Origin of the sequence: Congregibacter sp. (assembly GCF_047617445.1) — a bacterium.
GTDB lineage: Bacteria > Pseudomonadota > Gammaproteobacteria > Pseudomonadales > Halieaceae > Congregibacter.
In genome coordinates this window covers 1-26619 of sequence record NZ_JBLGBE010000044.1, presented here as the reverse complement: position 1 = coordinate 26619, position 26619 = coordinate 1, and the positions used below count along the sequence as shown (strand labels likewise).

Genomic DNA, 26619 nt, shown 5'->3' with positions numbered 1-26619 from the left:
ACCTCGCTGCAATGAAAGAGTCTATGCAGAGACTCCAGTGCCTGCACTTTGGGATACAGCGCATCCCACAGGGGATCACTTTCGAAAAACGGCTCTCCCGCAAGCATCGGGGTCTCAGTCATCTTGTTCCAGCGAATATGTGGATCAAGCGCGGATAACATGTCCTCCAGAACAGGCGTGACCGCGGACGATGCGAGGGCCTTAGGAAAATACAGATAGCCCTCGGTCTGGAAACGCGCCCGAAGCTCCTTGTCGCCCTCAGTCGGCTCTGAACATATCAGCGGCTGATAAACCGCCTCTACAAAGCGTGCCGCTGCACCCACCGCCAGCATTTCCTAGCGCTCATCCTGCTGATAAACCACATGACCTTCTTTGTAGGTTGTGCGAACTTGCAGTCCGGCAAGATCACTTTCGTCCACTGTAAGCGGGTTGTCAGACAGCACGACCAAATCTGCGAGCTTACCCACTTCCAGACTACCCTTATCAGACTCCTCAAAATGCTGCCAAGCGGGCCATATCGTCAGGGCCCGCAAGCCGGTCATCACATCAACTCGATGCTGGGCACCCAGCACGGCTCCGCTGCGGGTAGTTCGCGTAACGGTTGCTGATAACACGCGCATTGAATCGGGGTTTGCTACCGGGGCATCGTGATGAGACCCGAACATCATGCCCCGCTCTCTCAGCCATCCCGTGGGCGAAATATTCTCTGCCCGCTCTGGACCCAACACGGAGTCCCGGTGCCAGTCGCCCCAGTAGAAGGTATGCATGGGAAACAGCGAGGGAAACACATCGAGCTCATCTAGCGCCACAACCTGCTCCTTGCGTAAAACCTGTCCGTGAATCAGCACGGGGCGCAACTCAACATCCGGATGTTTCTCCCGCGCCAGGCGCAAGGCATTTAGCAGCGTATCTGTCGCTGCATCGCCATTGGAATGCACCAACAACTGCCAACCTTCATCAAAAGCGCGCATCACATTGCTGTTAACAGTAGCGACATCAATCGCCGGGTATCCCACGTAGCTCTCGTCCTTCCCCTGAGGCGGCACGTGGTACGGGAGACTCAACCAGGCGGTCTTACCCTGCGGCGACCCATCGATGGTCAGCTTAACGCCCCCCACACGGTAGCGGTTCTGGTAAGAGCGTGATGGCGACAGCTCTTCGACCATCAACATATCTGGATAAGACACGAGGTCGATCGCGAGCTCACCCCGATCTGCCACACGTTTCATTGCGGCCATACCCTCGGGATTCGCACGCCCTTCCTGCGCTGTGGTGTAGCCAAAACTTGCCATGGAAGCCGTGCCAGCCAGTACCATCCGGTCTTGTAAGTCTTCGTCTGCAGCAGCCAATGCGCTGAAAATGAGCCTGAAAAACGCGTACTCTTCGGCGACACCATTGGGTTCTTTGCCATCGCTCTCGCGACGAAATGCACCACCATCAGGGTCCGGCGTGTCGGCACCCACACCCGCCATTTCCAAACCCAGACTATTTGCGACGCCCAGATGCCCTGACTGATGAATTAGTAATATTGGAACGGTGGTCGAAACTGCGTCCAGATCCTGCCGCGTCGGATGCTCCAACTCGGCAAGCTGTGAATCGTCGTAGCCAAAACCAATAACCCAGCCCAACTCACGCTGCAGAGCTGACTCGGACTTTATATATTCCCGCAGTAGACGCTGAATACTTGCGACGCTCGCCCCCTCTCCGTCAGGAGGCGGCAAGAGGTTGGCGCTCATCGCCTGTAAACCGATAAAGTTGGCGTGACTGTGGGAGTCCACAAAACCAGGAAGTAATGCGGAGCCATCAAGGTCAACTTGCCGGGTGGTCTCATCGGCCATTGCCAACACCGTATCCCAATCACCCACAGCAAGAATACGCCCCCCCTCCACCGCCAGGGCTTCTGCGACATAATCGTCAGCGTTCATTGTGATAATCGGACCGCCAAAGAAAATCATCTCAGGCGCAGCGATACTGGACAGTGGCATCGCACCAGCGACCACCGCGCAAGCACTTACTAGGGCATGCTGCAAACATTTCATAATTTTTATATCTCCAATTTCGCGCACTGTGTTCACAACACTTATTAGATAACGTTGCTCAACAGAGAGCAATCCGCGTGTCCGATACGGCATAGAGTTAGTTCGAAAGAGCTCCGACCTCCTCGTGCTCGATAATCCAGGATTCTTGCCGGGCTAAAGACATCCATGCCTGCAGATCCGGGTCAGCCAGCCAATAATCGACGTAAGCCTGAGTATGCTCTGGCAAATCCAGCACGTAGGCCTTAAAGCGGACCGCGACGGGTGCGAACATCGCATCAGCGATACTAAAGTCCCCCAGCAGCCAACCATCACTCCCGCTACGCTCCATTGCCGCGCTCCACAGCTCACTGATACGTTGAATGTCGACCTGCACCTCATCCTCAATCACTACTGGACGAGCGGTCGCTCGACAATTCATAGGCAAAGCATGCCGCAGCGCCGCAAAACCGCTGTGCATCTCCGCTGCCATCGCGCGACCCAGGGCGCGCAATACCGGATCCTCGGGCCACAAGCTGGCGTTGGCAAAGCGCTCATTGACGGTCTCTGCAATCGCCAGAGAGTCCCAGATCAACTCGTCCCCAATCCATAGCACGGGAACACGTCGAGTCGGTGAGTATTCGGCGATCCTTGCCTCGAACTCTGGCGTATCCATGGGCAAAACAACCACCTCCGAATTGAGACCCGCTTTTCGTAAGCAGAGCCAAGCCCGGAGAGACCATGAGGAGTAATTGCGATTTCCGCATACCAACTTCAAGTCTGGCGGAGTATCAACTTGCATAAGAGACCTAAAAAATCAAGATTCAGGCGACAGCTTATCGCAAGTTGTGCGTAGAGGGACTCAATGACAACGGTCTTGCGTCTGAGAAAATTATGCAACAACCCACTATGATGTCGCCTAATCAGGCTTTTACATTCGCCTCCGACATAGGCTCAGGCAAACTTCGATCGTGCTTAGACGTACCACAATATTGTTACTCGTGCTTTGGCTCGGAGCCTGCGCGAGCACCCCTGGCAATGTTCGCCCCCCCGGCAAAGAACACTGCGAGTCGTTTTTTATCTACGTCTTGTGTATTTCCGACCTCGACGCTGACGGTCAGGTGGACTACATGTACTTTGATGACACCCGCGAAATCTTCATGTACGCCGACCACATGCTGAGCCAGCTTAACGACGTCCTGCCCTTGCACGCCTGTGCGATCCCCATGAGCGACAGGACGCGTGATTACAGTTCCCAATTGCTTTACGGCGATGATCTGGGGATTTCAGCGCGTCTCGTCGTGAAAGGCAAAATGGCTGTTAGCTACCGGGCAGCCCAACCCGCGGTCGATGCCTGCTATACGTCACTGGATCCGGATCCTGCGTCCACTGAGACTCAGGAACGTCCTTTTGATGATGACGACGACTGGCTAGAGGAATCGCGTTAATGGTCCTCGCCACGCCGATTGCGCGCGGTGTATTCCTGGCACTGCTCGTGCTCGGCATGCCGGCCTGCGGCGGCGGATCTGGCGGTGGAAGTACTCCCATGAGTCCCGCATCAGCGCTGGAACCACCCTCAGCGGGAGGTCCGGTTGTCAGCGAAGATCCGCCGGAAGCAGTTCCGCAGCTCCGAGGCATCTACGGTGCATCACGACTGGCTTCTCGGACGACTTTCGGCGCCAGCTTCGACACTATTGAGGACATTGAGCTTAGCGGCCAGGAAGCATGGATTGAGGAGCAATTCTCGCTCCCTCTGAGTTCTCATGACGCGGTCGTAGAATCCCTTCTGCTTCGTGAAGCAGGCGGTGAGTTCGATGACCTAGCTGCGCGCGAAAACAATGACAATATTGCGGCCGTTTTTGGCCGCGCTGCCTGGTGGCATACATCGATCACCGCAGATGACCAACTCCGTCAACGCGTCGCCTATTCCCTCAGCCAAATTTTTGTCATTTCCGACGAAGTGAGTGCGCTTTTACTCAGTCCCTATGGAACAAGTAACTACTACGACATGCTGCTGCGTAATGCCTTTGGAAATGTTCGCGACCTAATGCGGGACGTTACCTTGCATCCAGCGATGGGCATTTATCTTAGCCATCTCAATAATGCAAAAAGCAATCCAGAAACCGGTACTTTTCCGGATGAGAACTACGCCCGAGAAGTGATGCAACTCTTTTCCATTGGCCTCTTTGAGCTAAACCTGGATGGCAGCGAGACGCTGGGCGATAACGGCCAGCCAATCCCCACTTACGACAACGAGGACATTCGCGAATTTGCCAAAATTTATACCGGACTCTCCTGGGGAGGCCCGAACAATCGCTTTGGCTCCAATCGCTTTAACTTCACCGAGCCCATGCACATGTTCAACGAGTTTCATGAGCAGGGAGAAAAGATACTTCTTAACGGGCAAACCATCCCCGGGGGACAGGACGGCTTATCCGATATCAACGCGGCCATGGACAACCTATTCCTGCATCCCAACATCGCGCCATTTCTTGGTAAGCAACTGATACAACGACTCGTCACAAGTAACCCTTCACCCGATTACATTGCCCGGGTGAGCGCTGCCTTCGAGGATAACGGCAGCGGCGAACGAGGAGATATGCGCAGTATTCTTCGCGCCGTATTACTCGATCCCGAGGCACTCGCAGAACCCAGTGCAGACTCGCCCTTTGGCAAACTTCGCGAGCCGCTGCTTCGCTATACCGCTATGCTCAGACAACTCGGTGTTTCATCACCCGACGGCTTTTACGCCAACTTAGGCTTCTTTTTTCAGCAACTCATCCAACAGCATCCGCTGTCGGCACCCAGCGTGTTTAATTTCTACTCGCCCAGCCATCAACCCATCGGAGAGATAGCAGAACAAGGGCTGGTGTCTCCGGAGTTTCAGATAACCAACAGCAATAGCATTGTAGAGATTTCCAACCTTATGCGTTATGCCGTCGTTGGAGATCTGGTGAATGACCTGAGTGACCCGCCCTTTTTCAAAGCCAGCTTGGCATTGGACGACTACCTTCCTCTGGCGGAAGACCCCGAGGCTCTTCTGGAGCGCCTGGATACCGTTTTCACTTACGGTACGCTCAGTCAGGATACGAGAAATGCGATTCTCGAGCTCGTACGCCTCCTGGACGAGCCCGAGTTGCGGGTACGCATTGCGGCCTATCTGCTCCTCATATCACCCGACTATGCCGTAGAGATCTGACGATGCGAAATAGCGATCAAACGACGTTGAAGCGACGCCAGTTTCTGAGCCACAGCTGTTCTTTGGGGGTAGCCACGGCGACCCTGGGCTCCAGCCTCTTGCAACTAGGTCTGGCAAGGCAGGCCAGCGCCCAAAGCAGCGGCGACTACAAAGCTTTGGTGTGTATTCTTCTGGCTGGGGGAAACGACTCATACAACATGCTCGTACCCAACGACGCCCAGCACTACGCCGGCTATGCAGCAATACGCAGCGATCTCGCGCTGCCGCAAGAATCCCTGCTGGCACTACCCAATACTGACAACAACGGGCGCAGCTTCGCATTGCATCCCGGGATGAGCGGCCTTCGATCACTCTTTGCCAGTGGACAGGCTGCAACGCTTGCGGGGGTCGGTACCCTTCTGGCCCCTATGGACAGCTCATCCCTGGCCACGGGGAATGCAAACCTGCCCCTGGGGCTGTTCTCGCATTCCGATCAGATACAACAGTGGCAAACCGCGGTATCGGATGAGCGCATTGCCCAGGGTTGGGGAGGACGCATTGCCGATCTACTGGAGCAGGGAAGCCCTGCCAACGGTATTTCCATGAACGTGTCTCTTGCGGGCAATAATGTTTTCCAAAGCGGCAGTGTGACGAAGCCCTATGCCATATCCGCAAGTGGAGACGGTGCTCCCGCACTGGCCGGTTATAACGAGACGGGGGGCGAAGGAGAATTCACCCGCGCTGCGATTGATGGCTTGCTAGCTGCCGCTCAAAGCAAACTTTTCCGTCGGGAGTATGGCAAACGCCTGATATCGGCAATCGAATCCCAAGTCACATTTGTGAACGCTTTATCCACCGCCGAGGAACTTCCAACAAGCTTTTCTGACGGTCCATTCTCGGCCGCTCTGCGGCAGATTGCGCGCGTGATCGCCGCCAGAGAAGCTCTTGGAGCAAGCCGACAAACCTTCTTTATTACCGTAGGCGGCTGGGATCATCACGACGATGTGCTCGACAACCAGGCGACGATGCTTCCGAGCATCGACACGGGTCTTCTAGAGTTTCAAACGGCGATGAATGGCATGGGTATCGCCGATCAGGTGACGACATTCACCACCTCGGACTTTGGCCGTACTCTGACCTCCAACGGAAAAGGCTCGGATCACGGCTGGGGTGGCCATCATATTGTTCTGGGCGGCGCGGTAAATGGTGGCCGGTTCTATGGGGAGTATCCGGACATTTATTCGGGCAATCCCCTCGATGTTGGTCGCGGCATTTATGCGCCGACCACCTCGGTGGATGAATACTTCGCTGAACTTGCCCTGTGGTTTGGTGTCAGCGATGGCGATCTAAGCACGGTGCTGCCTAACGTGGACCGCTTTTTCAGCGCTGGGGGCGGCGCCAAACCACTGGGTTTTCTCAGCTGAGCCAAAACTCAATATCTATGAGGGGCTGGGCAAGCGACTCTGCTTTTCCTATGCTGAGAGACCTCTTTGATACTGAGTCGACCAAATGCTCTTAAACCTCGCACTGGGTGTAGCAACCATGGCCTTATGTCTGGCTCTACAGATTGCTTTGCTCACCCGATCCTTACTGTATTACGCCAAGCATCAATCTGAGCTTAATGGAGCCTCCTACTTTAGCTCGATGGCCATTCTGTCCGGCGTTATGTTCTTACTGATGTTCGGCAATCTGGGACAAATCGCTATTTGGGCCGCACTTTTTCAGTTCCTCGGAGAATTCAACAACTACGAAACCGCCTTCTACCACTCAGCCGTGAACTTCTCGACCCTGGGTTATGGCGACATCGTTATGAGTGACCAACGGAAATTACTCGGGCCCATCCAAGCAATTAATGGCGTACTCATGGTGGGAATGTCCACGGCCGCATTGATGACGACGCTTCGTGATGCTATCAAACAAAGCAGGCACGGCTGGACGGCAAAACGTACCGAACATATCCGCGAACTGGTTGATCAGAACAAATAGAAATTACAATCCAGGCACGATACCACGGCGAAAACACCATAATAAGGAAAGACAATGCTTACTGAATCCCATGCAACAGGACCCAGCACTCCCCCGGTTCGAGAGTTCACTATTGGCGACGCCCTTAGAGAGGTCGCCGCAGAATGTCCGACACAAACAGCACTGATCGTCGGTACATCGGAACAATTTGATCGCCGGGAGTGGACCTACGCAGAACTGTTAGACGAGGCAGAGCGCTCGGCCCGAGCACTCCTGGAGATTTTCGAGCCTGGCGAGCGCGTCGCTGTATGGGCGCCGAACATTCCCGAATGGGTCATCATAGAGTACGGCTGCGCCTTAGCGGGTGTGGTCCTTGTTACGGTCAATCCTTCGTACCAGGCCGACGAACTAAGTTACGTACTTCGCCAATCACGAGCCGCAGGCATATTCTTGCTACCGGAGTTTCGTGGCAATCCCATGCTGCAACATCTCGAAGCCGTGCGAGAGGACTGCCCGGATCTCAAACAAGTTGTGCTGTTTTCACAGTGGCAAGCATTTCTCGATAGCGCGGGGGACAAGGTCCTACCATCGGTCCTCCCCAATGATGCCTGTATGATTCAGTACACCTCGGGAACGACAGGCTTTCCCAAGGGTGCTCTGCTCCACCATCGCGGACTAGTCAACAACGGCTCGCACACGCTGTCGATTATGGGTGCAGAAACCGGCCAGACCTACATGGGGATCATGCCCTTGTTCCATACCGCCGGCTGTGTGCTCGCAGTGCTCGGAGCGTTGTCAAAACGCTCCGCATTGGTACTGGTAGAAGCCTTCGAGCCTGGTCTGGTTCTGGCACTTATGGAAGAATACCGCGCAGCAGCCATGTTGGGTGTACCCACTATGCTCATCGCGATGCTAGAGCACCCCTCTTTTACAGAGCGTGATCTCTCTGCGGTGAAAGCGCTCTGCTCCGGCGGCTCTACCGTGCCTGCAGATCTCGTGAAACGACTTGAGGATGCCGTGGGAGCGCCATTTACCATTGTCTTTGGACAAACCGAGTGCTCTCCCGTGGCCTGCATGACGCATGCGAGCGATAGCATTGACGATAAGGCCTACACGCTCGGCCAGGCTATGCCGGGAGTGGAGGTGAAAATTGTCGACACGGAATCTGGCGCTACGCAGCCTGTAGGCGTACTCGGGGAATTCTGCACCCGGGGTTACCACGTAATGCACGAGTATTTTGAGAACCCCGAAGCGACCGCAAAGACCATTGATGCTGATGGCTGGCTGCATACCGGCGACCTGTGCTCTATGGATGCCCGGGGCTACTGCAAAATCGAAGGCCGTCTCAAAGACATGATTATTCGGGGTGGCGAGAATATTTACCCCCGGGAGATTGAGGAACTACTGTTTCAACACCCATCAGTAGGCGAGGTCGCTGTTGTAGGATTACCCAACGAAAGCCTGGGCGAAGAGGTGGCAGTGTTTTTACGCCCTGCCCCCAACGCCAATTTTTCCAAAGATGTGTTGTTCGCCTATCTTCGGGAGCATCTGTCGCCACAAAAAACCCCTAGGCACTGGTTTGAGGTCGAAGCTTATCCGCTTACGGGTTCTGGAAAAATTCAAAAATTCGCCCTGCGCGAAGGCTGGGAAAACGGTGACTATACGGAGATGTCCTCAGCAGGTTGAACGGTCTAAGGAGCGGTCCGGCTAATCGTCAGGCCGCGGGGGCCCTAGATGCTTGCTCGCATGCTCAGCAATAGGTGCGCCCGAATCGCGTTCCGCCACAGCTTGCTTAAACCCCACTTCCACAGCGCGCTCGCGAAACCACAACCCTTCCGGGGAGTGACGTGCAACACCGTCAAAAAAGTTAGCAAAACGCTGAGTGTTGGCAAGACCCATGGCCTCGTAAGCCTGATTGACAACCATCTTGCTCATCATTAGCTGATTTCGTGGCACACCCTTGATACGGTCACAAAGCCTTTGAACCGCTACGTCCAACTCATCCTGGGGCACCGCCTCCTGGATCAAGCCCATCTCAGCGGCTTCCCGGCCACTGATTAAGTCGCCAGTGAACAACATGCGTTTTGCATTTTCGATGCCCAGGCGATAGACCCACATCATGGTGGTGGGCATTCCCCAGACCCTAGCAGGTGGATAACCAATCCGTGCATCATCGGCCATCACAATCATGTCGCAACACAAGGCAATATCGCTACCACCTGCTGCGGCGGCACCATGAATTTTACATATGGTCGGTTTACTGGCCCGCCAGAGCGACATAAAGTCCTCTGTATTACGGGACATCATCGCGTAGTCCAAAGTCGGGTCCCAGGGCATCTCCTGATTGCCGTGCATCTCTCCGGGGGTCTGAGCGTATTCCACGAGATCATAGCCACCACAAAACCCCTTGCCGGCCCCCTGCAAAACAATCACATGAACAGCCGGGTCTGCATCCGCACGCTCTACAGCGGCTCGCAGATCCGCAGGTAAAGCTGTATTAATCGCGTTCAATCGTTCGGGGCGATTCAGGGTCAAGGTCGCTACACGGTCATTACACTCATAAAGCACGGTAGACATGAAAAACTCTCTCTTTTGCAATCTAAGAAGACAGACATGATCATAACGCCCGGCAGCCAATTAGGTGGACTTCCTGATTCTCGGCAGCCGATGTAACGCCGACGTACAATGCACTACTTAATGACGCCCTCGAGAATTCGTAAATGCTCACTGTCCACCACCTCAACAACTCACGCTCTCAGCGTGTCCTATGGCTTCTTGAAGAACTGGATGTGCCTTACGAGGTTCGCAACTACGAACGTGACAGCACGACCAGCTTGGCGCCCCCGGAATTGCTGGAGGTTCACCCCCTGGGGAAATCGCCGGTGCTGACTGATGAAAAAAATACAGTCATTGAGTCCGGTGCCATTATTGACTACATCGTGCGTCACTATGGTGAAGGGCGTCTCGCTCCAGAGCCAGGAACAACTGCTCATGAAAATTATCTCCAGTGGATGCATTACGCTGAGGGCAGCGCAATGCTCCCGCTGATGCTCAAAATGTACACCGGGCGCCTTCCAGACGGTGGCGAAATATTGCAACCCAGAATTAACGGTGAACTGGAGAACCACTTAGGTTTTATGGATCGTGCTCTGGAAAATCAAGACTGGTTTGTGGGAAATGAGTTCAGCGCTGCGGACATACAGCTATCTTTCGTCCCCCAAGTTGGCAAGCTGCTTTACGGCTTGGATCACTTCCCCCACCTGGACGCTTTTCTGGACCGCATTCATGCTCGCCCCGCCTACAAACGTGCGCATGAACGTGGCGGACCTTATGCTTATGGCAGCTGACCAACAGCCACGCCATGACTGAACTTGAGAAAAAACTTCGCTCACGCGCAGCGACCCCTGAGTTGCCCATTCTGCGACTCCAACAATGGAGTCGCTTACCGTCCTGGGCTTTCGGATTGCTATGCGGGCTACTCGTCACGAGCTGCTTGCTGAGCCCGGTGCTCACAACCCACGTCAGTGAAGCAACCTTCAACGACATCCTGGCATCAGCGCTGTTCTTTGGCACCAGCATGGGCATTCTTGCGGGGTTCTCTAAACCCGTTCTGTCCGGAGCAGCGCAGGACATTCGCCAACTCTCCGGCGTACTCCCTTGGTCGGAGGCTTCCATACTAACGGCCAGTAGCGCACTCTCTAGATTAGCTTCCAAGCAGGTATGGCGCGCCTGCCTCCTCGGGTTCACTCTGGGAGTAGCCCACTCTTACCTGCTGGAGAGTTATCTATCACCCCTGAAATTCGCCATACCCCAGTCTTGCGCGACGATACTGCTTTGGGTGGGGATGTTCTTGACAGTCCCATCACTGATCATGAATGCCGCCCTGTTTTCATCCCTTGGCCAGATTGCCAATCCTGACCTTTTACGCCCATCCCGACATGCCGCTTTTGGCGCGGCAGCACTGCGTCCTGCTCTTATGATGACTGGCATGCTTTGCGCTAACTCACTGTTGTTTTTGGGCGGCGATAACCCTTTCGATGGGCCCGCAGTCATTGGTGTTGTCGCGGGACTGATACCACTGATCGGCATAGTAGCTCTGCCCCTTCGAGGAATTCGCCGAAGAATTCGCGAAGAGCGGCAGCAAACCCTGGCAGCCCTGGACGAACGTCTTGATACCATCACCGAAGGCGACATCGCCGCGGCAAGCGCCGAAACCTTGTTTCAGCTTGACGCTGTATTGGATATGCGTGAGCGGGTTGCCAAAGCGCCGTCCTGGCCTTTCGATGTTAGTGCGCTGAAGCGCATGCTTCTTTACACCGTATTGCCGCCCCTCACCTGGGCAGCGGCAGCTATCGTAGAAATGATGATCGACAGTCTTGTTTAGGGCTACACGGACCCCAAACACGCCAATAGCTAATATGACAATAACTACGGCAAGGAAAAAATAATGACAAATCAAACCTGGGTTTTACGTCAACGACCCGTCGGTGACATCAAAGACTCCGATCTCGAACTCGTAGAGAGCCCTCTGGGCGAACTGCCGGATGCGCATGTTCGGGTTAAAACCATTTACCTTTCTCTGGACCCCACTAACCGTATCTGGATGAGCGACACAGACGCTTATCTACCGCCCGTAGCCATTGGTGAAGGAATGCGCGGCGGGAGCATTGGCGTGGTGACTGAGAGCAAACACCTGCTGGTTCAGGTCGGCGCCATCGTGAACACCGGACTCTCGCAATGGGCTCTTTATAACGATATCCATGGTGACATGGTCAACGTACTCCCCGAGATTCCCGGACTCCCGCTAACGGCATTCATGGGCCCCCTTGGTGCCACCGGTATGACCGCGTACTTCGGTCTGACGGATATCGGAAAACCCAAGGAGGGCGATACCCTTGTGGTGTCTGCGGCAGCCGGCGCTGTCGGCTCTATGGTGGGACAGATTGGCAAGCTTCATGGTTGCCACGTAGTCGGCATAGCCGGCTCTGATGATAAGTGTCAGTGGCTCACAGAGACCGCTGGATTTGATGCCGCAATCAACTACAAAAAAGAGAATGTCGCAGATGCCCTCGATCACCACTGTCCGGACGGTATTGACATCAACTTTGAAAACGTCGGCGGAGAAATCATGGACGCGGTTATTGCACGTCTCAATGACTTCTCACGTATGCCTCTGTGCGGTTTGATCTCCAGCTATAACGATACTGAGGCGACACCTGGCCCCTATAACTTCGCCAATCTTCTCATGCGACGCACGCTCCTTAAGGGCTTTATCATTCTCGATTATCTGGACCGTTTTCCCGAAGGCATGCAGGCTATGGCCGGCTGGCTCGCAGAAGGCAAGATTCACTATGAAACTGATATTGTCGAGGGACTGGAAAACGCCCCAAGCTCCCTGGAGCGCCTGTTCAGCGGGAAGAATCTGGGCAAGCTGGTGGTACGCGTTTCACAAGAGCCTTAGGAGCAAACATGCTAAAGGTCCTGCACTCAGTAACAGTCCTGTGCTTAACGCTGCCCTTCGCCGTGGCAGCCGAAAACCTGCCTGACCCCCTAGCAGCCGGATGGAAGGGCGACGCTGTTTGTGAATGCCTGCATCGGGACGAACGAGTGAGAATTTTGCGCTGTAGCTTTCCGCCCGGAGTTGGCCATGAGCGTCACTATCATCCGCCCCATATAGGCTATGTCCTGGAAGGTGGCCGCATGAGTATTACTGACGCCCTTGGTACTCGTGTGCAAGACATACCCTCAGCAATCACCTTTGCTAACCCGGAGGGCATTGAATGGCACGAAGCGGTGAATGTTGGAGAACAGACCGCTAACTACCTCATGATCGAAGCAGCCCCTGAAGGCGAGAGCGCCTTGTCTTGTACGCCTAAGTGAATACAGCGCATCAAGCATTAGATCTGCAAAACACGCGCTGCCACCCGACTGAGCCAATAAGCCCAGGAGAGCTACAGCGCTTGCCAAAGCCCAGAGTCTTGATCGCATGACGCGCGACGTAAAATACGACGCTCAGCCCACAAGCAATCCAGCTACGACTCCGTTGCTCACCTACTCTCTCTTTACTTGGAGCGGGAACCCATAGCCGGAAACAGCGGCGGTACGCGCTTGCGATAGTCCCGGTAGGTATCGCCAAACTCCGTCACCAGATCACGTTCTTCGAAGTACAGGCCAACGCCGATGTATACAAACAGACCGACGGCTAACAAGGCGCGACCGACGCTCATATCCGGCGTTGCCAGCATTCCGATCACCACACCTGTTTGAATCGGGTGGCGAACAAAACGATAAAACATTGGAGTCTTAAACTCTTTAGATCCTGCGTCGGGGCTGCTTGGACGAAAGGACTGCTGCAAACCAAACAGGTGAAAGTGGTTGAGCATAAAAGTCGCCAGTAGCGTTATGGTCCAGCCGAGAAAGTAAATCACGGTAATGACCTGGCGCCACAGTGGATCTTCCACCCGCCACAACATCGGGGAAATTCCCTGCCAAAAGTGAATGATCATGCCAATCACAAGCGCCGTTCCAAGAACGTAAGTACTTCGCTCCAGATGTGTAGGCACAAGACGCGTTAACAGCTGCTTAAACGCTGGCCGGGCCATGACACTGTGCTGGATGCCAAACAATCCAATCAGTAAGAGATTAATCGCCACCGCAGCCTGTATGCCCATAGATGCACGAGAATCAATGTTGTACTGCACCATGCCGAGCAAACCCATAAAGTTGTTCGCAAACAATATGAATCCCACGAGACTGGCGATACCCAGTAGGTAACAAATGCCACCGTAGCTATATCCGATCAACTTCATCATGACTTGCGTCTCCTCTTATTAGTATAAGAATTATTACGCGCAGCAACTACGCCAGATATAAGGCTGGTAGAAGCAGTGTAGTGCACAGACGCCGAATTGCGAGGGCTGGCTCTCTATCCAAGATGTTCGCTGAAAAAGCCGACCATTCTCTCCCAGGCCAACTGTGCCGCATCAGCTTCATAACGCGGCGTGGAGTAATTGTGAAAGCCATGACGCGTACCCGGATACACATGCATTTCATGTGTGACGCCGTGAGCTGCGAGCGCCGCTTCATAGTCCGGACTCATCGCGTTTACCCGATCATCGAGTTCGGCGTAGTGAACCTGCACCGCTGCTTTTATATTTTTAACCTTGTCGGTATCGGGGGCCGCGCCATAAAAAGGTGCTGCCGCTTGCAGATCGCCGGCGAGCTCCGTGGCGAGAAAATTGGTGGTACCGCCGCCCCAACAAAAACCGGTAGCGGCGAGCTTGCCCGTAGATAGTTCATGAAGTTTTACGAAGAGTGCGCTGTTAAGCATATCCTGGCGAAGTTTGGATTGATCGAGAGTCCGCTGCATCGCACGTCCATCATCATCATTCCCCGGATAACCGCCTATGGGCGCCAAACCATCCGGCGCGAGCGCCAAGAAACCGGCCACGGCAAAGCGACGCGCAACGTCTTGTATGTAAGGGTTAAGTCCACGGTTTTCGTGCATCACAAGTACCGCGGGAAAAGGTCCCTCGCCTTCGGGCTGCACAAGATAGCCGCGCATCCGACCAGAACTGCCCTCAGGAGAGTCATAATCAACCCAGTTAGCCTTAATGCGATCGTCGGTAAACACCACTTCCTGAGCTTGGGCATAGTTGGGGATCAGAGCCTTAGCCATGCTAAGCGCTGATGCGCCGGCGATAGTTAATGCCGCGGCGCGCTCAAAAAATTGCCGTCGGTTGATCACGCCATGACAGTACTCGTCATAGAGATCAAATACCTGCTCGTCTATTTCCTGCTGCTTCATAAGAGGGCTCCTCGTCGCTAAATGCGGGACCTTTCAGGGGCGCGATCAATAGTCCCACATGCGTTAACAGGCTGCAGGCTTTCACCAAAGGCCGTTTGCAAGCACGCAGCCAGGGAGGGAGCTCAGAAGACACGTTGCGAACACGGGGGCTAAGAACCCCAGGAAATCTATCAACGCGCGACGAGAACCTCAGGGGCATCCAATACATTAAAGGATTCGAGCACCGGTTCCTGGGCGCCCAAAACTTTCACCCGCGCACCAGAACCCGCACGGCTCAACGAAGACACCACCAGAGGCTCGCCTTCACGGAGCCCATCTGCGCGAATGAGAAGACTCATTTTGCCCTGGGCATCTTCACGAATACCCACCCGTTCGACATCCACAGATTTGAGCCTGTTGTTTTCGACGATGTACATGATGCGATCCGCATAAACACTCTGCAGTGGAACTTCAATGAGATTCGCTTGCGCAGGAAGCGTAATCCTCACATCGACAGCCCGACCCAACGCCAACTCACTATCCAAGGGCGAGGCAAACAAGACATCAGTGCCCGCTCGACCACTGCGCACGTGCGCGCCAATATCGAGCAAGTCTAGGGCGATCCACTCTTCAGCCACTCGCGCCGCAGCTCGGATCGACTGACCGTTGCTGATTGCTGCGTGAAGTGCGTTAGCATCACGCTCAGGCAAAGAAACTCGAACTTGCTGGGAGTCCACATTGAACAGCGACATCACGGTTTGGCCTGCATCAATGCGCGCACCAATCGCCGCATCAATCTGAATCACTGTACCGTCGAAGGGCGCAAGCAGCGATAAGCGCTCTAAATTCAGCATACTCTCCTGCAAGTCCGTTTCAGCACGGATGACTCGGGCATCCGCTGAGGCGCGCTGAGATTCCTGGTTCGCCAAGAGCATCTCTTGTTGATTCAGTGCCATTTCCATTTCAAGACGCTGCTGCTCTAGAGCATCATAGTCCGTGGCAGAAATCTGTCCTTTGCTAAACAGGGTCTCAAAGCGCTCTTGCTTGTTGACGGTGAGTTGGAATAGACGCCGTTGATGCTCTGTATTCTTTGACTCCGCGACCTGCTGAGCGCGCATTCGGTCATATTCCCCCTGGGCCTCGGTCAGGGCAGCCTCGAAGCGTCGCACGGACAGCTGCGCATCACGATCATCCAGACGTAGCAACAGGTCTCCTGCTGCAACCTTTTGCCCTTCACGAACATTCACTTCCGTCACGTAAGCCAAGGTAGCTGCGCGCAGCGCGGTGGTATTGGGGTTTTCCACGCGACCAAAGACATGAATTTCTGGAGAAAGAGACTGCAGCTGTGCTGGCCTTGCGACGACAGGGATAGCTTCTGGTGTTGCATCCACCTCTATGTCATTGCTGCTAAAGGCACTCAGACCGAAAATCGCGACCAACAATCCACCCAGGATCGATAGACTAATCCGTGCCGATGAGGACAAGGCGCGAACATAACGACCTAAGAGGCTGCCTCGCAGCCAAGGTCCAATAAGTCGCACGGGAGTCAACACAATTGAGAGTACGTTCATGAGCTTGGTGCTCCAAGAGCAGGGTTCTGTAGGGTGCTTGCGCGACTTTGCAGCCTGCGCCAGCTTACTTCGCAGGTATTCAAAGCGGACAATATGGCGGGTATGACCAGTAAAATGAGGCCCGTGCCGTAGAGCATGCCAAAGCAAATCACAGTGGCGAGGGGGATAAAGGCAGCGCCCATCAGAGAAGACTCCAACATCATCGGCACGAGTCCCAGCCCGGTAGTCAGCGATGTCAGTATTACCGGTCGGAGGCGTTGGCGTACAGCTTCGGTGATAGCCTGATCGGCCTCCATGCCAGTCTCACGGTGATCCCGATAGGCGGTGACCAGTATGATCGAATCGTTCACGATGACGCCAGTGAGGGTGAAAATACCCAGAAACGCCAGGGGCGTAATATTAAAGCCCATACCCCACAGGCCAAGCAATGCGCCGGTCAAACCAAAAGGTATGGCAAACATGATGGCCAGAGGCCAGCTTAGCGAGTGCAGAGTCCAAGCCAGGATAATGTAGATCAGTACCAGGGTAATCAAAAAGCCGATGAACATTTCGCGCAGCAACTGACTCTGCTCGTTCGCCCAAAACCCTTTTCCAGGACTTACGCCCCACTTGCTGGCAATAGAGGGCATAAGCTCAGCTTCGAGATCGTTAATGACCGCATCTGCCGTTGTGATGGACTTATCCGGATATGCACGCACGGCGACCGTTTGCACGCCATTGACGTGGTTGATTTTGTCGATGCCACGGCGACTCTCTATGATTGCCACCGTCGACAAAGGCAGTATTTCTCCGCTGGGGGTAATCACCGGCAGTCGTGCCAAACTCGTAAGGCGATGACGGTCCGCACTCGGGAGAGATACTCGCACCTCGAACTCTGCATCATCCTCAGTGAACAATTGGATACGCTCACCCTCAAATGCCGTACGCACCTGGCGACCTACTTCTGTGGCTGAAAGGCCCAGCGCCCTACCCTCTGGCGTCAGATTGAACACCCATTGATCTCGACCATAAGGAAGGTCGTCGTGCACGTTATTGACCCCGGGCATGGTGCGCATCACAGCAGCCAACTCATCCGCAGCACCCTTAAGGGCCGCTGTGTCGGCACCGCTGAATGTGAGCTCGATTTCTGGCCATGGCTGATCGCCCTGTTCAATCTGTAATTGCTCGACAATCGCCGACTCAGGGATAGACGTCTGCCAGTGCTCCAGAAATTTGGCCAGGCTCACGTTGCGGGACTCCGGGGATGTCAGCTCAACAAATACACTGGCGAACTCGGGACCCTCACGGCGATCCCGGCTTATGGTGGCGCCATTGATCTGTACCCAGCGCGCCACAATGTTACCGCCCCCAAAATGCTTGTCCGTAGATTGCACATACTCTTCCAGAGTCTCCAGGTAAGCACGGCGCTGCGCCTCGTCGGCGTCAGCCGTGAATTGAATATTTGCCTCAGCAAACTCGAAGTTGATGTTCATATTGAGATCAAACTTGATGTAACTCATCGCGACCAGGCTGCCGGAAAAAATGAAGGCGCTCGCAGCGGCGGTAATAGCGACGCGCCGGTGGGCGAGACACCATTGCAGTAACGGAAGAACACGATTCTCGCGAAAGCTTTCAAAGCGCTTATCAAAGGCCTTGCGAAGCGGGTGCGCAGGCTTCTTGCTTTCCGCCATACGCCGGAAGGAATGCTTGAGGTGGCCCGGCATAATCAGAAAGCACTCCACGAGTGAAGCGAGTATTACGCAGAGCATTAGAATGGGAATTTCGCGAACCTCATCGCTATCCACAATCACCAGCGGCAGAAACGCCGCCATGGTCGTCAGGCTCGAGGCGACAATCGGAACGAACATACGCTGCGCGCCGACCACCGCAGCCTCTTCGGGTGGCAAGCCATTCTCGAACTGCCAAAGGGAGTGCTCGCCGACGACAATGGCATCGTCAACGACGATACCCAAAGCCATCACCAGACCGATCATAGACAAGAAATTCAGCGTGCCGCCAAATCCGTAGAAGAGCAGTAATGCGCCGGCAAAAGAGACGGGAATACCCAAGGCGACCCAGCCGGCCACGCGAAGATTCAGGAACAAAAAGAGCATGGCCAGCACCAGACAAAGGCCGGAAACACCGTTGCGAAGTACCAGCCCCATGGTGTCTGCGGCAAAACGCCAGGCTTCGATGAATACTTTGGTTTCCACGCCTCGGGCAATCAGAGACTCTTCCTGCTGTGCGCGCCAGGTTTTGATGACGTTCGCCGCATCAAAGGTGTCAGTGCTGTCACCCCGACGGACTCGAAGCTCAATGGCCGGTTTTCCATCAATCAGTGAGTAGCGCTGATTTTCTATAGCGCGTCGCTCGACATGCGCGATATCGCCCAACTGAGCGAGCTGATCACCTGCTGTCGAGGCGATAGGCAGCTCTTCAAAGCCACGGACGCTGCGCTGCTGATCCATTGAGCGAATCTGACGCCGACCCTGTCCCGAGCCAATGGTGCCAGCGGGCGTATCATTACTCAGTCTCGCAATGGCCTGTGCTATATCGACAATGCTGGCGTTCATCTCCACCAAAGTCAGACCGTCTATTTCAATGGCAATTTCTTCCCGGGGAAGACCGCGCAACTCCACCACATCGGCCCCCAATGCGCGCAGCTGCCGCTCTGCTTCGTAGGCCAGGGGAGCAAGCTCGGTGAAATTGTCAGGGCCCGTTAAAAAAACCGCGGCTACGGTCTCGTACCAGCGATCAATCGCAACCTTGGGTGGCTCTAAGTTCGTAGGAAGATCCCGGACCAAAGCGATGCGCTGCTTGATCGTATCTACGGCAGTGTTGATTTCTACGTCGCGATCGAAACGCAGCTGCACCCAGGCAAAACCATTGCGAGTCCAGGAGTTAAGGCGTTCCACGCCTTCTAATCCGCGAAGCTGATGTTCTACCGGATTGGTAACCAGCTTTTCCATATCTTCTGCGGAAGCACCGGGCCACTGCAGTTCGACCTCAGCCACGTTCCAGGTCTGATCCGGATTCATCTGGACCTTTATTTTGACAGCCCCCCAGACGCCAGCCATTAACATCATGACCATGAGGAGGTTCGCCGCCAATCGATGGCGGGCAAACAGTTGGATCCAACCTGATTTTGCGGTTTGCACGGCTGCAGGCTCACACCTAATAGTTTCTAGTGTGTGAAATCTACTCCTGCGAGGCCAAGCTTAGGAGTCGTTTGCGATGGACCGCAGGATTTGAAGGACTAGTGCCGGCAGGAGGCCTCAAACAAGCCGGTTTGGACGCTGCGATAGCCAAATCTGCTCACATTTAACATCAAACAAAGAGGATTCAGGCGTGCTTGGGTCTACGCCAGGCAATAAAGGCCGCTGCCACCAGCATCTGAACCCCGCCGTACACCAAGAGAGAAAACAGAACGAAGTCTCCTAAGGCATCCGGTTGACCGGGAACAGCAGGGAATAAAGAAGCCTTTATCAACACACCTAGATTGATATTACGAACCACCACCTCCATATCGATAGCGGTGGCATCAACACTGGATAAACCTAGTAGCTTGCAAACCAACATGCTGGCAAACACCAAGGCCAGAATGAAAACAAAGATCACCAGTAGATTCGAAAAACCAAAAGCCTCAACGTCCAGTCGACCCGACATCGATGACCCAAGCACAATCGCTGCAATACCTAATAACGAGCTGCGAACGCATAAGTTAGAGAACGTTACCGCCGTCTTGGGGAACAAACGCAGATACAGCATCCCCAGTGCCAGAGGTAGTAGTAGCGTGAGGGCTATCTCCACCATGACACGCTGACGCGGCATCACGAAATCATCGGGGACATATTGGGCAATAAGCAGTCCGAGAATCAGTGGGGTGGTCACCAGACAGGCCATTGTTGTTAGTGCGGTTATGGTGATGGAAAGTGCCGTATTACCTCGGGCAAAATGCGTGAATATGTTCGAGGTAGTACCCCCCGGAATAGCGGCGATAAGCGCTATCCCCACGGCCACACCGCCCGCCACACCCAAGCCCCAGATACATAGATAAGCGATGAGAGGCACCAAAACCAGTTGGACGGCACTGCCGATGGTTACAGCGCGAGGCTCCATCAGTACGTCGCGGAATTGTCCGAGGGTTAGTGTTGCCCCCATACCCAGCATCGCCATAACCAGCTGAAAAACAGCCACCCAATACTCGTGCTCGAGGTAAAGCTCCCCCATATCAGCCCTTCATATGTTGATTGATCGACAAACTCTTAAACGGACTTGCCCTAAGCACCTTCTGTCACAGAAGATAACAGCAATGCTGATGTAAGCTAGATGCCTACAGCGATAATCGGAGTGTTACATGTTTAGCGTATCTCGTGAACTTCCTGTTTTAACGGCGTTTTTCGTAGCGCTGCTGACAACCCTGTGCCTGAGCAGCACAGCAAGCGCTGCAGACAGCGTTGACGCCGGGCTCTATCAAACAATGGCATACCGAAATATTGGACCCTTTCGGGGCGGCCGAGTCACTGCCGTGGCCGGTATCGACGGCGATCCTCTCACTTATTACTTTGGCGCCACCGGCGGCGGTGTATGGAAGACCAACAGCGCGGGCAGCGCCTGGGAAAACGTATCTGATGGGTTTTTTAACACGACGGGGATTGGCGCGATTGATGTCGCTGACAGCGACCCAAACATCGTCTATGTGGGTACCGGCGAGGGGCCCGTGCGCGGAGTAAAAAGCTCTCATGGCGACGGTGTCTATAAGTCTACCGACGCGGGAAAGACCTGGACGCATATGGGTCTGGAGGCCACACGGCACATTAGTCGCATTCACATACACCCCAAGAACCCCGATGTCGTTTTTCTCGCTGCACAAGGCAACCCTTGGGGAGCCAATGAAGAACGTGGGATCTATAAATCAGTGGACGGCGGCGAAAGTTGGAAAAAGATCCTGTATGTCAATGAAGACGCCGGCTTTTCGGACATGAGCATGGACGCGACGGACCCGAACTTTCTGATGGCCACCAGCTGGGATTTTCGACGAAGGCCATGGGCCGTAAAGAGCGGCGGTCCCGGCAGTCGCGTATACAAGACCACAGATGGAGGTGCGTCTTGGACGGAAATCAATAAAGGACTCCCCCAGTTGAAGGGCAAAATGGGTATCGCCATATCCCCGGCCAATCAGAAAATTGTTTACGCGGCCATAGAGGCTAAAGACGGTGAAGGCGGCGTCTATCGCTCAAACGATAGCGGTGAGAGCTTCGAACAGGTCAGCGACGACCCCAACACCTGGGCGCGTGCCTGGTACTACATGCACATTACTGCAGACCCTACTGATGAGGACGAAGTCTGGGTGATGAACGGCGTGCTCATCAAATCCATTGATGGCGGAAAGTCTTTCGAAAAATACGAGGCACCGCATGTCGATCATCATGCGATATGGATTAATCCTGCCAACAGCGACATTCTCATCAACGGCAATGACGGTGGTGCCAACATATCCATGGATGGTGGGCAGACCTGGTCCACACAGATGAACCAGCCCACCGGGCAATTTTACAGGGTCATTACGGACAACAAATTTCCCTACCGTATCTACTCAGCGCAACAAGACTCCAACGGTATCACCATCGCCAGCCAGAGTATGAGTGTCAGCGGCGGCGGCATCGGTACTAGTCACTGGTGGTCTATTGGATCGGGAGAGAGCGCGACTATCGCCTTTGACAAAGACGACCCCAAGTACGTCTACACCACCTTTTTTGCCAGTATGCTCGGTGAATGGAACAGAGACACACGACAGTATCGGAATGTACGCCCCTACCCGGAGCGCGTGACCGGCGAAGAGCCAAAAAATCTCAAATACCGTGGTAACTGGAATGGCCCCGTGATCGTTTCACCCCATGACCCCAATCGTATCTACTACGGATCACAGTACCTCATGAGTTCCATAGATCGCGGGGTGAGCTGGGAAGTACTCAGCGAAGACCTGACACGCAATAACAAAGATCATCAGGGTCGAGGCGGCTATCCAATTTCAAATGAGCAGATCACTGCGGAGAGTTACAACAACCTCTTTGTCATAGCTGAGAGCCCGATAAGCAAGGGGCTTATCTGGACCGGTTCAGACGACGGCTTAGTCCACCTTACTCGCGATGGTGGGGAGACCTGGGAGAACGTAACGCCCCGGGGCCTTTCCGAAGGCATCATCAATGTCATTGATGCCTCGCCCCATGACGCGGGCACGGCCTACTTTGCTCACGCCGGCTTCAAAATGAACGACTTCACTCCGAGTATTTATAAAACCAGCAACTACGGAAAATCCTGGAAGAAAATCGTTGATGGCATTCCCAAGGACACCTTTGCCCGAACCATTCGCGTTGATCCAAAGCGCCCGGGACTCTTGTATGCCGGAACAGAAAACGGGCTGTTTGTTTCCTTCAATGACGGCGATCACTGGCAAAGTCTGCAGCAGAATCTTCCGCAAGTGCCAATTACCGATTTGTACATTCAGCAAAATGATCTCGTAGTGTCCACCCAGGGACGCTCCCTGTGGATTCTTGATGATCTCACGCCCTTACAGGAGATCTTTGATGGGCTGCCGGACACGGCTGCCGTGTTGCTAAAACCCCGTGATCCCGTTCGTACAATAGCCAATGGTTACCCCGATGCCGGTCCAGGAGAAAACCCACCTCGGGGCCTGCAAGTCCATTACGTACTGAATGAAGAAACCGACAAAGCCATTCAATTTGACATACTTAATAGTGGCGGCGTGGTTGTGTACAGCGACCGCTCGGACCTGGAAGGCAGTATCTGCGGACGCGGCCAGGCAGAAATACCCCGCCCAGAAACCATCTCTGCGAACACCGGGGACAACCTTTGGGTTTGGCGGTTACAAATGGGTGAGTTCGACTGCCTTCCAGAAATTTACAGTGTGTCGGGCAGCATGGACGCCTATACCGCGGCCCCCGGGGAATACAAAGTACGCATGACCATGGGCAGCGACGTTCAGGAGCAGATGTTTAGGGTCCGCGTCGACCCGCGTCTAGGTGGAGAGACACCAGAGAACCTTCGTCAGTACGCAGACATAGACGCTTTATCCAGGTCTCTGATGGCCGCCGCAGATGGCATGAGCGAAGGTGTGAGGGACCTGAGACTCATCAAGAAGCAACTCGCATTGATCAATGAACTAGGGGCACCCGAGGCCGTAACGCAAAAAGGCAGGGAACTCGAGGCAAGTATTGATACATGGATCGACCTTATCCTGCAGAAAGAACTAAAGACCTTCCAACACGTGTATCAGCATGAGGGTAGATTGCTCATAAAGATCAAGGATCTTCTGGGACGCATGCACGACTCTCAATTGCCATTGACCGATGGCTTTAAAGACGTCACTGGGGATTACTTAAAGGTGTGGGCAGGCTACGAAGTCCAACTAGGCGATATTCGTGGGAACGAGTTAAACAGCTTTAATCGGATAGCCACTCAACGAGGCGTATCGACCATCAAGCTTCCTTGAAGCCCTTGTTGTGAGCCCCTGAGGCTCGCATGTTTACTTTCCAGGGAGATGTCCTCCTAGCAAAGGTGAGCCGTAAATCGCAGCGCTCACCTTTTCTAGACTACGCAGCCTTTTTGTCTTCCCTGCGTTATGATCCTGCATCGTATGAAGAACCCGTAATTTGGAGCGCTCCACCGAATGAAGAACGCACATTTTGACGCCGTTAGGCGCGCCGGCCCGCTAGCACTCTTGCTCGCCTTCTCAAGCATTTACTTGTCAGCGCTGACCTTTGCACAAGTTCCTATCGTTAAGCCTGGAGCACCCGGAGAGCCCACTCAAACGCTCACGGCTGACGAGGCTGTAGCCATAGCAGAGTCCTCCTATTCGCCTTCTGATGTGACATTTATGCAGGATATGATCCCGCACCACCATCAGGCGACACAGATGGCAGCGCTGGTGAAAGATCGTACAAACAACCCGGCACTAGTGAATCTAGCTGAGCGAATCAACGGCACCCAGGCGGACGAAATTGCCTTCATGCAAGAGTGGCTTGCACAGCGTGGCGAGACCGTGACTGAGCCATCGAACCATCAGTCCATGCACATGCATCACGACATGGCCGGCATGGCGACACCAGAACAAATGGCCGAGCTGGCAGGAACAGAAGGAACCGATTTCGATCGCATTTTCCTCACGTTGATGATCCGCCATCACGATGGTGCGATTACCATGGTTGAGGACCTAATGGACCAGCCCGGCTCCGCCTATGATCCGGTGCTATTTGAGTTTACCAACGACATTAGCAACGATCAGGCAGTCGAAATCGAACGGATGAACGGCATGTTGGTCGGCTTATCTGAGGATCCGCGCTCAGGCCTCAAGCCTGGCGTTTTTGACGCCGAGCAGGCCGTAAGCAACCTTGAACTGGTCGCCAGTCTACGTAAGCCTGCAGGCTTCTTTGATCCTGCGAACCCTGCGGAGCGTGGCGCAAGGGCTCTGGACGAAGAAGACGCACAAAGCGATGCGCGTGATACGAACGCAGCAAATGGTAAAGATGAACGATCTATCACTCTCGAAGAAGACAGCGCCAGCCTTCGACGCCCCATGCTCAGTTTCGCCAACACCGATATGGCGTTTCGCGACGATGTGCTTGTCGCAGGTAACTATCACGGCTTTAACGTATACCAACTGCAGGAAGACGGTGTCCCGGACTTAATGGCCTCTATCGTATGCCCCGGCGGCCAGGGTGACGTATCCATCGTCGGTGACCTGTTATTTATGTCCGCCCAGGAAAATCGCGGCCGCCTTGATTGCGGACTCGAAGGCGTCACTGAAGATGTCAGCAAAGAACGCTTTCGCGGACTGCGCATCTTTGATATTTCCAACTTGACCATGCCACTACAGGTCGGTGCCGTACAAACTTGTCGGGGCTCACACACGCACTCGGTAGTTGCAGGACCCGATAAAGACGGCATCATCACCATCTACAATTCTGGAACATCATCGGTTCGCGAAGAAGAAGAACTAGCGGGCTGCATCGGCGATACTCCCGGAGACGAGCGCACGGCCCTCTTCCGTATCGACGTCATCGAAGTCCCTGTCGACAATCCAGCGGCGGCCAAGATAGTCGACAGTCCTCGCGTATTTGCAGACCCACAAAGCGGTGTTGCCGGAGGATTGTGGCGCGGCGGCGATCACGGTGATGGCACGCAAGACACTTCGCGAACAGATCAGTGTCACGACATCACGGTGTTTCCGGAAGCGAACATCGCCGCTGGGGCTTGCTCCGGCAATGGCATCATCTTCGACATTAGTGACCCTGCCAAACCAACGCGCATTGATGTGGTGACCGACGAGGGCTTTGCTTACTGGCACTCGGCCACGTTCAACAACGACGGCAGCAAAGTGCTATTCACGGATGAATGGGGTGGAGGCGCCCGGGCGCGCTGTCGCGCATGGGATCCCCTGACCTGGGGTGCCAACGCGATCTACGACATTGTCGATGGAAAACTGGTGTTTGGTGGCTATTTCAAGATGCCCGCTCCTCAATTGGAATCAGAGAACTGCGTAGCGCATAACGGTTCTATCATTCCTGTACCGGGTCGCGATATTTTTGTGCAGGCTTGGTACCAAGGTGGCATTTCAATAATCGACTTTAGTGACTCGAAGAATCCGTTTGAAATTGCCTATTTTGATCGAGGCCCCTACTTCGCCAATGAAATCATTACTGGTGGCTTCTGGTCGGCGTATTGGTACGAGGGCTTCATCTACGGCACCGAAATTGTTCGAGGACTGGATGTACTCGCACTTCTGCCAAGCGAGCAGCTCAGCGAGCATGAAATCGCTGCGGCCCGTCTTGCGGATCAGGGCGCCCTGTTCAACCCACAACAACAGTTTAGTGTCAGCTGGCCAGACGCACCGGTTGTTGCGCTCGCCTATCTAGACCAATTGCAACGTGACAATGGCTTGCCAGATTCGATGCAAGCGGAGCTGCGTTCAGCACTGGATCTTGCCGAGGCAGCAATGACAGCCGGCAAAAGTGACAAATCTCTAGCTCGAAAATTGAGCAAGATGGCGAAGTCAGTAAACGCGGTAGAAGCTCCTGCTGGTCACTCAGATCGAGTTGCGCGTCT

General features: G+C 54.4%; 19 protein-coding genes and 1 pseudogene. 11 read left to right on the top strand and 9 right to left on the bottom strand.

The genetic code is table 11. The features are described from left to right. The 3 genes and pseudogenes from ACI9KD_RS11050 to ACI9KD_RS11040 form a co-directional block, all read right to left on the bottom strand. A pseudogene (locus ACI9KD_RS11050) lies at positions 1 to 332 on the bottom strand (phytanoyl-CoA dioxygenase); the annotation flags it as partial. Between the two features lie 3 nt (positions 333 to 335). After that, complete coding sequence (locus ACI9KD_RS11045; RefSeq protein WP_414981227.1) at positions 336 to 2039, bottom strand: amidohydrolase; 1704 nt, start codon at positions 2037 to 2039, stop codon at positions 336 to 338. A gap of 97 nt (positions 2040 to 2136) precedes the next feature. Next, complete coding sequence (locus tag ACI9KD_RS11040; protein ID WP_414981226.1) at positions 2137 to 2817, bottom strand: glutathione S-transferase family protein; 681 nt, start codon at positions 2815 to 2817, stop codon at positions 2137 to 2139. A gap of 169 nt (positions 2818 to 2986) precedes the next feature. On the opposite strand from ACI9KD_RS11040, the gene ACI9KD_RS11035 reads away from it, so the two are divergent. The 5 genes from ACI9KD_RS11035 (at position 2987) to ACI9KD_RS11015 (ending at position 8844) form a co-directional block, all read left to right on the top strand. After that, positions 2987 to 3463 carry a hypothetical protein gene (locus ACI9KD_RS11035; RefSeq protein WP_414981225.1) on the top strand — a complete coding sequence of 159 codons (477 nt, stop codon included), beginning with the start codon at positions 2987 to 2989 and terminating at the stop codon, positions 3461 to 3463. Continuing rightward, positions 3463 to 5214: a DUF1800 domain-containing protein gene (locus ACI9KD_RS11030; RefSeq protein WP_414981224.1), complete on the top strand. Its 1752-nt coding sequence runs from the start codon at positions 3463 to 3465 to the stop codon at positions 5212 to 5214. Before ACI9KD_RS11035 ends, ACI9KD_RS11030 begins: the two co-directional genes overlap by 1 nt. A 2-nt stretch (positions 5215 to 5216) precedes the next feature. Beyond that, positions 5217 to 6617 carry a DUF1501 domain-containing protein gene (locus ACI9KD_RS11025; RefSeq protein WP_414981223.1) on the top strand — a complete coding sequence of 467 codons (1401 nt, stop codon included), beginning with the start codon at positions 5217 to 5219 and terminating at the stop codon, positions 6615 to 6617. An 85-nt stretch (positions 6618 to 6702) separates the two neighbouring features. Further along, a complete protein-coding gene (locus ACI9KD_RS11020; protein WP_414981222.1) occupies positions 6703 to 7179 on the top strand; it encodes a potassium channel family protein in 477 nt (158 codons plus the stop codon). Between the two features lie 54 nt (positions 7180 to 7233). Further along, on the top strand, positions 7234 to 8844 hold the full coding sequence (locus ACI9KD_RS11015; RefSeq protein WP_414981221.1) for an AMP-binding protein: 1611 nt from the start codon (positions 7234 to 7236) through the stop codon (positions 8842 to 8844). Positions 8845 to 8865: 21 nt separating this feature from the next. On the opposite strand, the gene ACI9KD_RS11010 is transcribed toward ACI9KD_RS11015, so the two are convergent. After that, entirely contained in the window at positions 8866 to 9735 is an 870-nt protein-coding gene (locus ACI9KD_RS11010) for a crotonase/enoyl-CoA hydratase family protein (RefSeq protein ID WP_414981220.1), read from the bottom strand. A gap of 143 nt (positions 9736 to 9878) precedes the next feature. On the opposite strand from ACI9KD_RS11010, the gene ACI9KD_RS11005 reads away from it, so the two are divergent. The 4 genes from ACI9KD_RS11005 to ACI9KD_RS10990 all read left to right on the top strand — a co-directional run bounded on the left by ACI9KD_RS11005 (position 9879) and on the right by ACI9KD_RS10990 (position 13038). Next, positions 9879 to 10505 (top strand): glutathione S-transferase family protein, encoded by a 627-nt coding sequence (locus ACI9KD_RS11005; protein ID WP_414981219.1) that lies wholly within the window; start codon positions 9879 to 9881, stop codon positions 10503 to 10505. Between the two features lie 14 nt (positions 10506 to 10519). Next, complete coding sequence (locus tag ACI9KD_RS11000) at positions 10520 to 11542, top strand: hypothetical protein (protein WP_414981218.1); 1023 nt, start codon at positions 10520 to 10522, stop codon at positions 11540 to 11542. 63 nt (positions 11543 to 11605) lie between these two features. Continuing rightward, complete coding sequence (locus tag ACI9KD_RS10995) at positions 11606 to 12619, top strand: NADP-dependent oxidoreductase (protein ID WP_414981217.1); 1014 nt, start codon at positions 11606 to 11608, stop codon at positions 12617 to 12619. Positions 12620 to 12627: 8 nt separating this feature from the next. Then, positions 12628 to 13038: a hypothetical protein gene (locus tag ACI9KD_RS10990; RefSeq protein WP_414981216.1), complete on the top strand. Its 411-nt coding sequence runs from the start codon at positions 12628 to 12630 to the stop codon at positions 13036 to 13038. 182 nt (positions 13039 to 13220) lie between these two features. Here ACI9KD_RS10990 and ACI9KD_RS10985 read toward each other — a convergent pair whose 3' ends face one another. The 5 genes from ACI9KD_RS10985 to ACI9KD_RS10965 all read right to left on the bottom strand — a co-directional run bounded on the left by ACI9KD_RS10985 (position 13221) and on the right by ACI9KD_RS10965 (position 20724). After that, positions 13221 to 13970, bottom strand: a complete 750-nt coding sequence (locus tag ACI9KD_RS10985) for a methyltransferase family protein (RefSeq protein ID WP_414981215.1) — start codon at positions 13968 to 13970, stop codon at positions 13221 to 13223. Between the two features lie 113 nt (positions 13971 to 14083). Next, positions 14084 to 14965, bottom strand: a complete 882-nt coding sequence (locus ACI9KD_RS10980; protein WP_414981214.1) for a dienelactone hydrolase family protein — start codon at positions 14963 to 14965, stop codon at positions 14084 to 14086. 170 nt (positions 14966 to 15135) lie between these two features. Further along, entirely contained in the window at positions 15136 to 16515 is a 1380-nt protein-coding gene (locus tag ACI9KD_RS10975; protein ID WP_414981213.1) for an efflux RND transporter periplasmic adaptor subunit, read from the bottom strand. Beyond that, a complete protein-coding gene (locus ACI9KD_RS10970; RefSeq protein WP_414981212.1) occupies positions 16512 to 19652 on the bottom strand; it encodes an efflux RND transporter permease subunit in 3141 nt (1046 codons plus the stop codon). The genes ACI9KD_RS10975 and ACI9KD_RS10970 overlap by 4 nt, the downstream gene beginning before the upstream one ends. Positions 19653 to 19836: 184 nt before the next feature. Then, a complete protein-coding gene (locus ACI9KD_RS10965; RefSeq protein ID WP_414981211.1) occupies positions 19837 to 20724 on the bottom strand; it encodes a bile acid:sodium symporter family protein in 888 nt (295 codons plus the stop codon). Between the two features lie 127 nt (positions 20725 to 20851). On the opposite strand from ACI9KD_RS10965, the gene ACI9KD_RS10960 reads away from it, so the two are divergent. Both ACI9KD_RS10960 and ACI9KD_RS10955 read left to right on the top strand, forming a co-directional pair. Then, positions 20852 to 24007, top strand: a complete 3156-nt coding sequence (locus ACI9KD_RS10960) for a WD40/YVTN/BNR-like repeat-containing protein (RefSeq protein ID WP_414981210.1) — start codon at positions 20852 to 20854, stop codon at positions 24005 to 24007. Between the two features lie 177 nt (positions 24008 to 24184). Continuing rightward, positions 24185 to 26619 (top strand): DUF305 domain-containing protein (locus tag ACI9KD_RS10955; RefSeq protein WP_414981209.1); only part of this gene is annotated, 2435 nt, incomplete at its 3' end.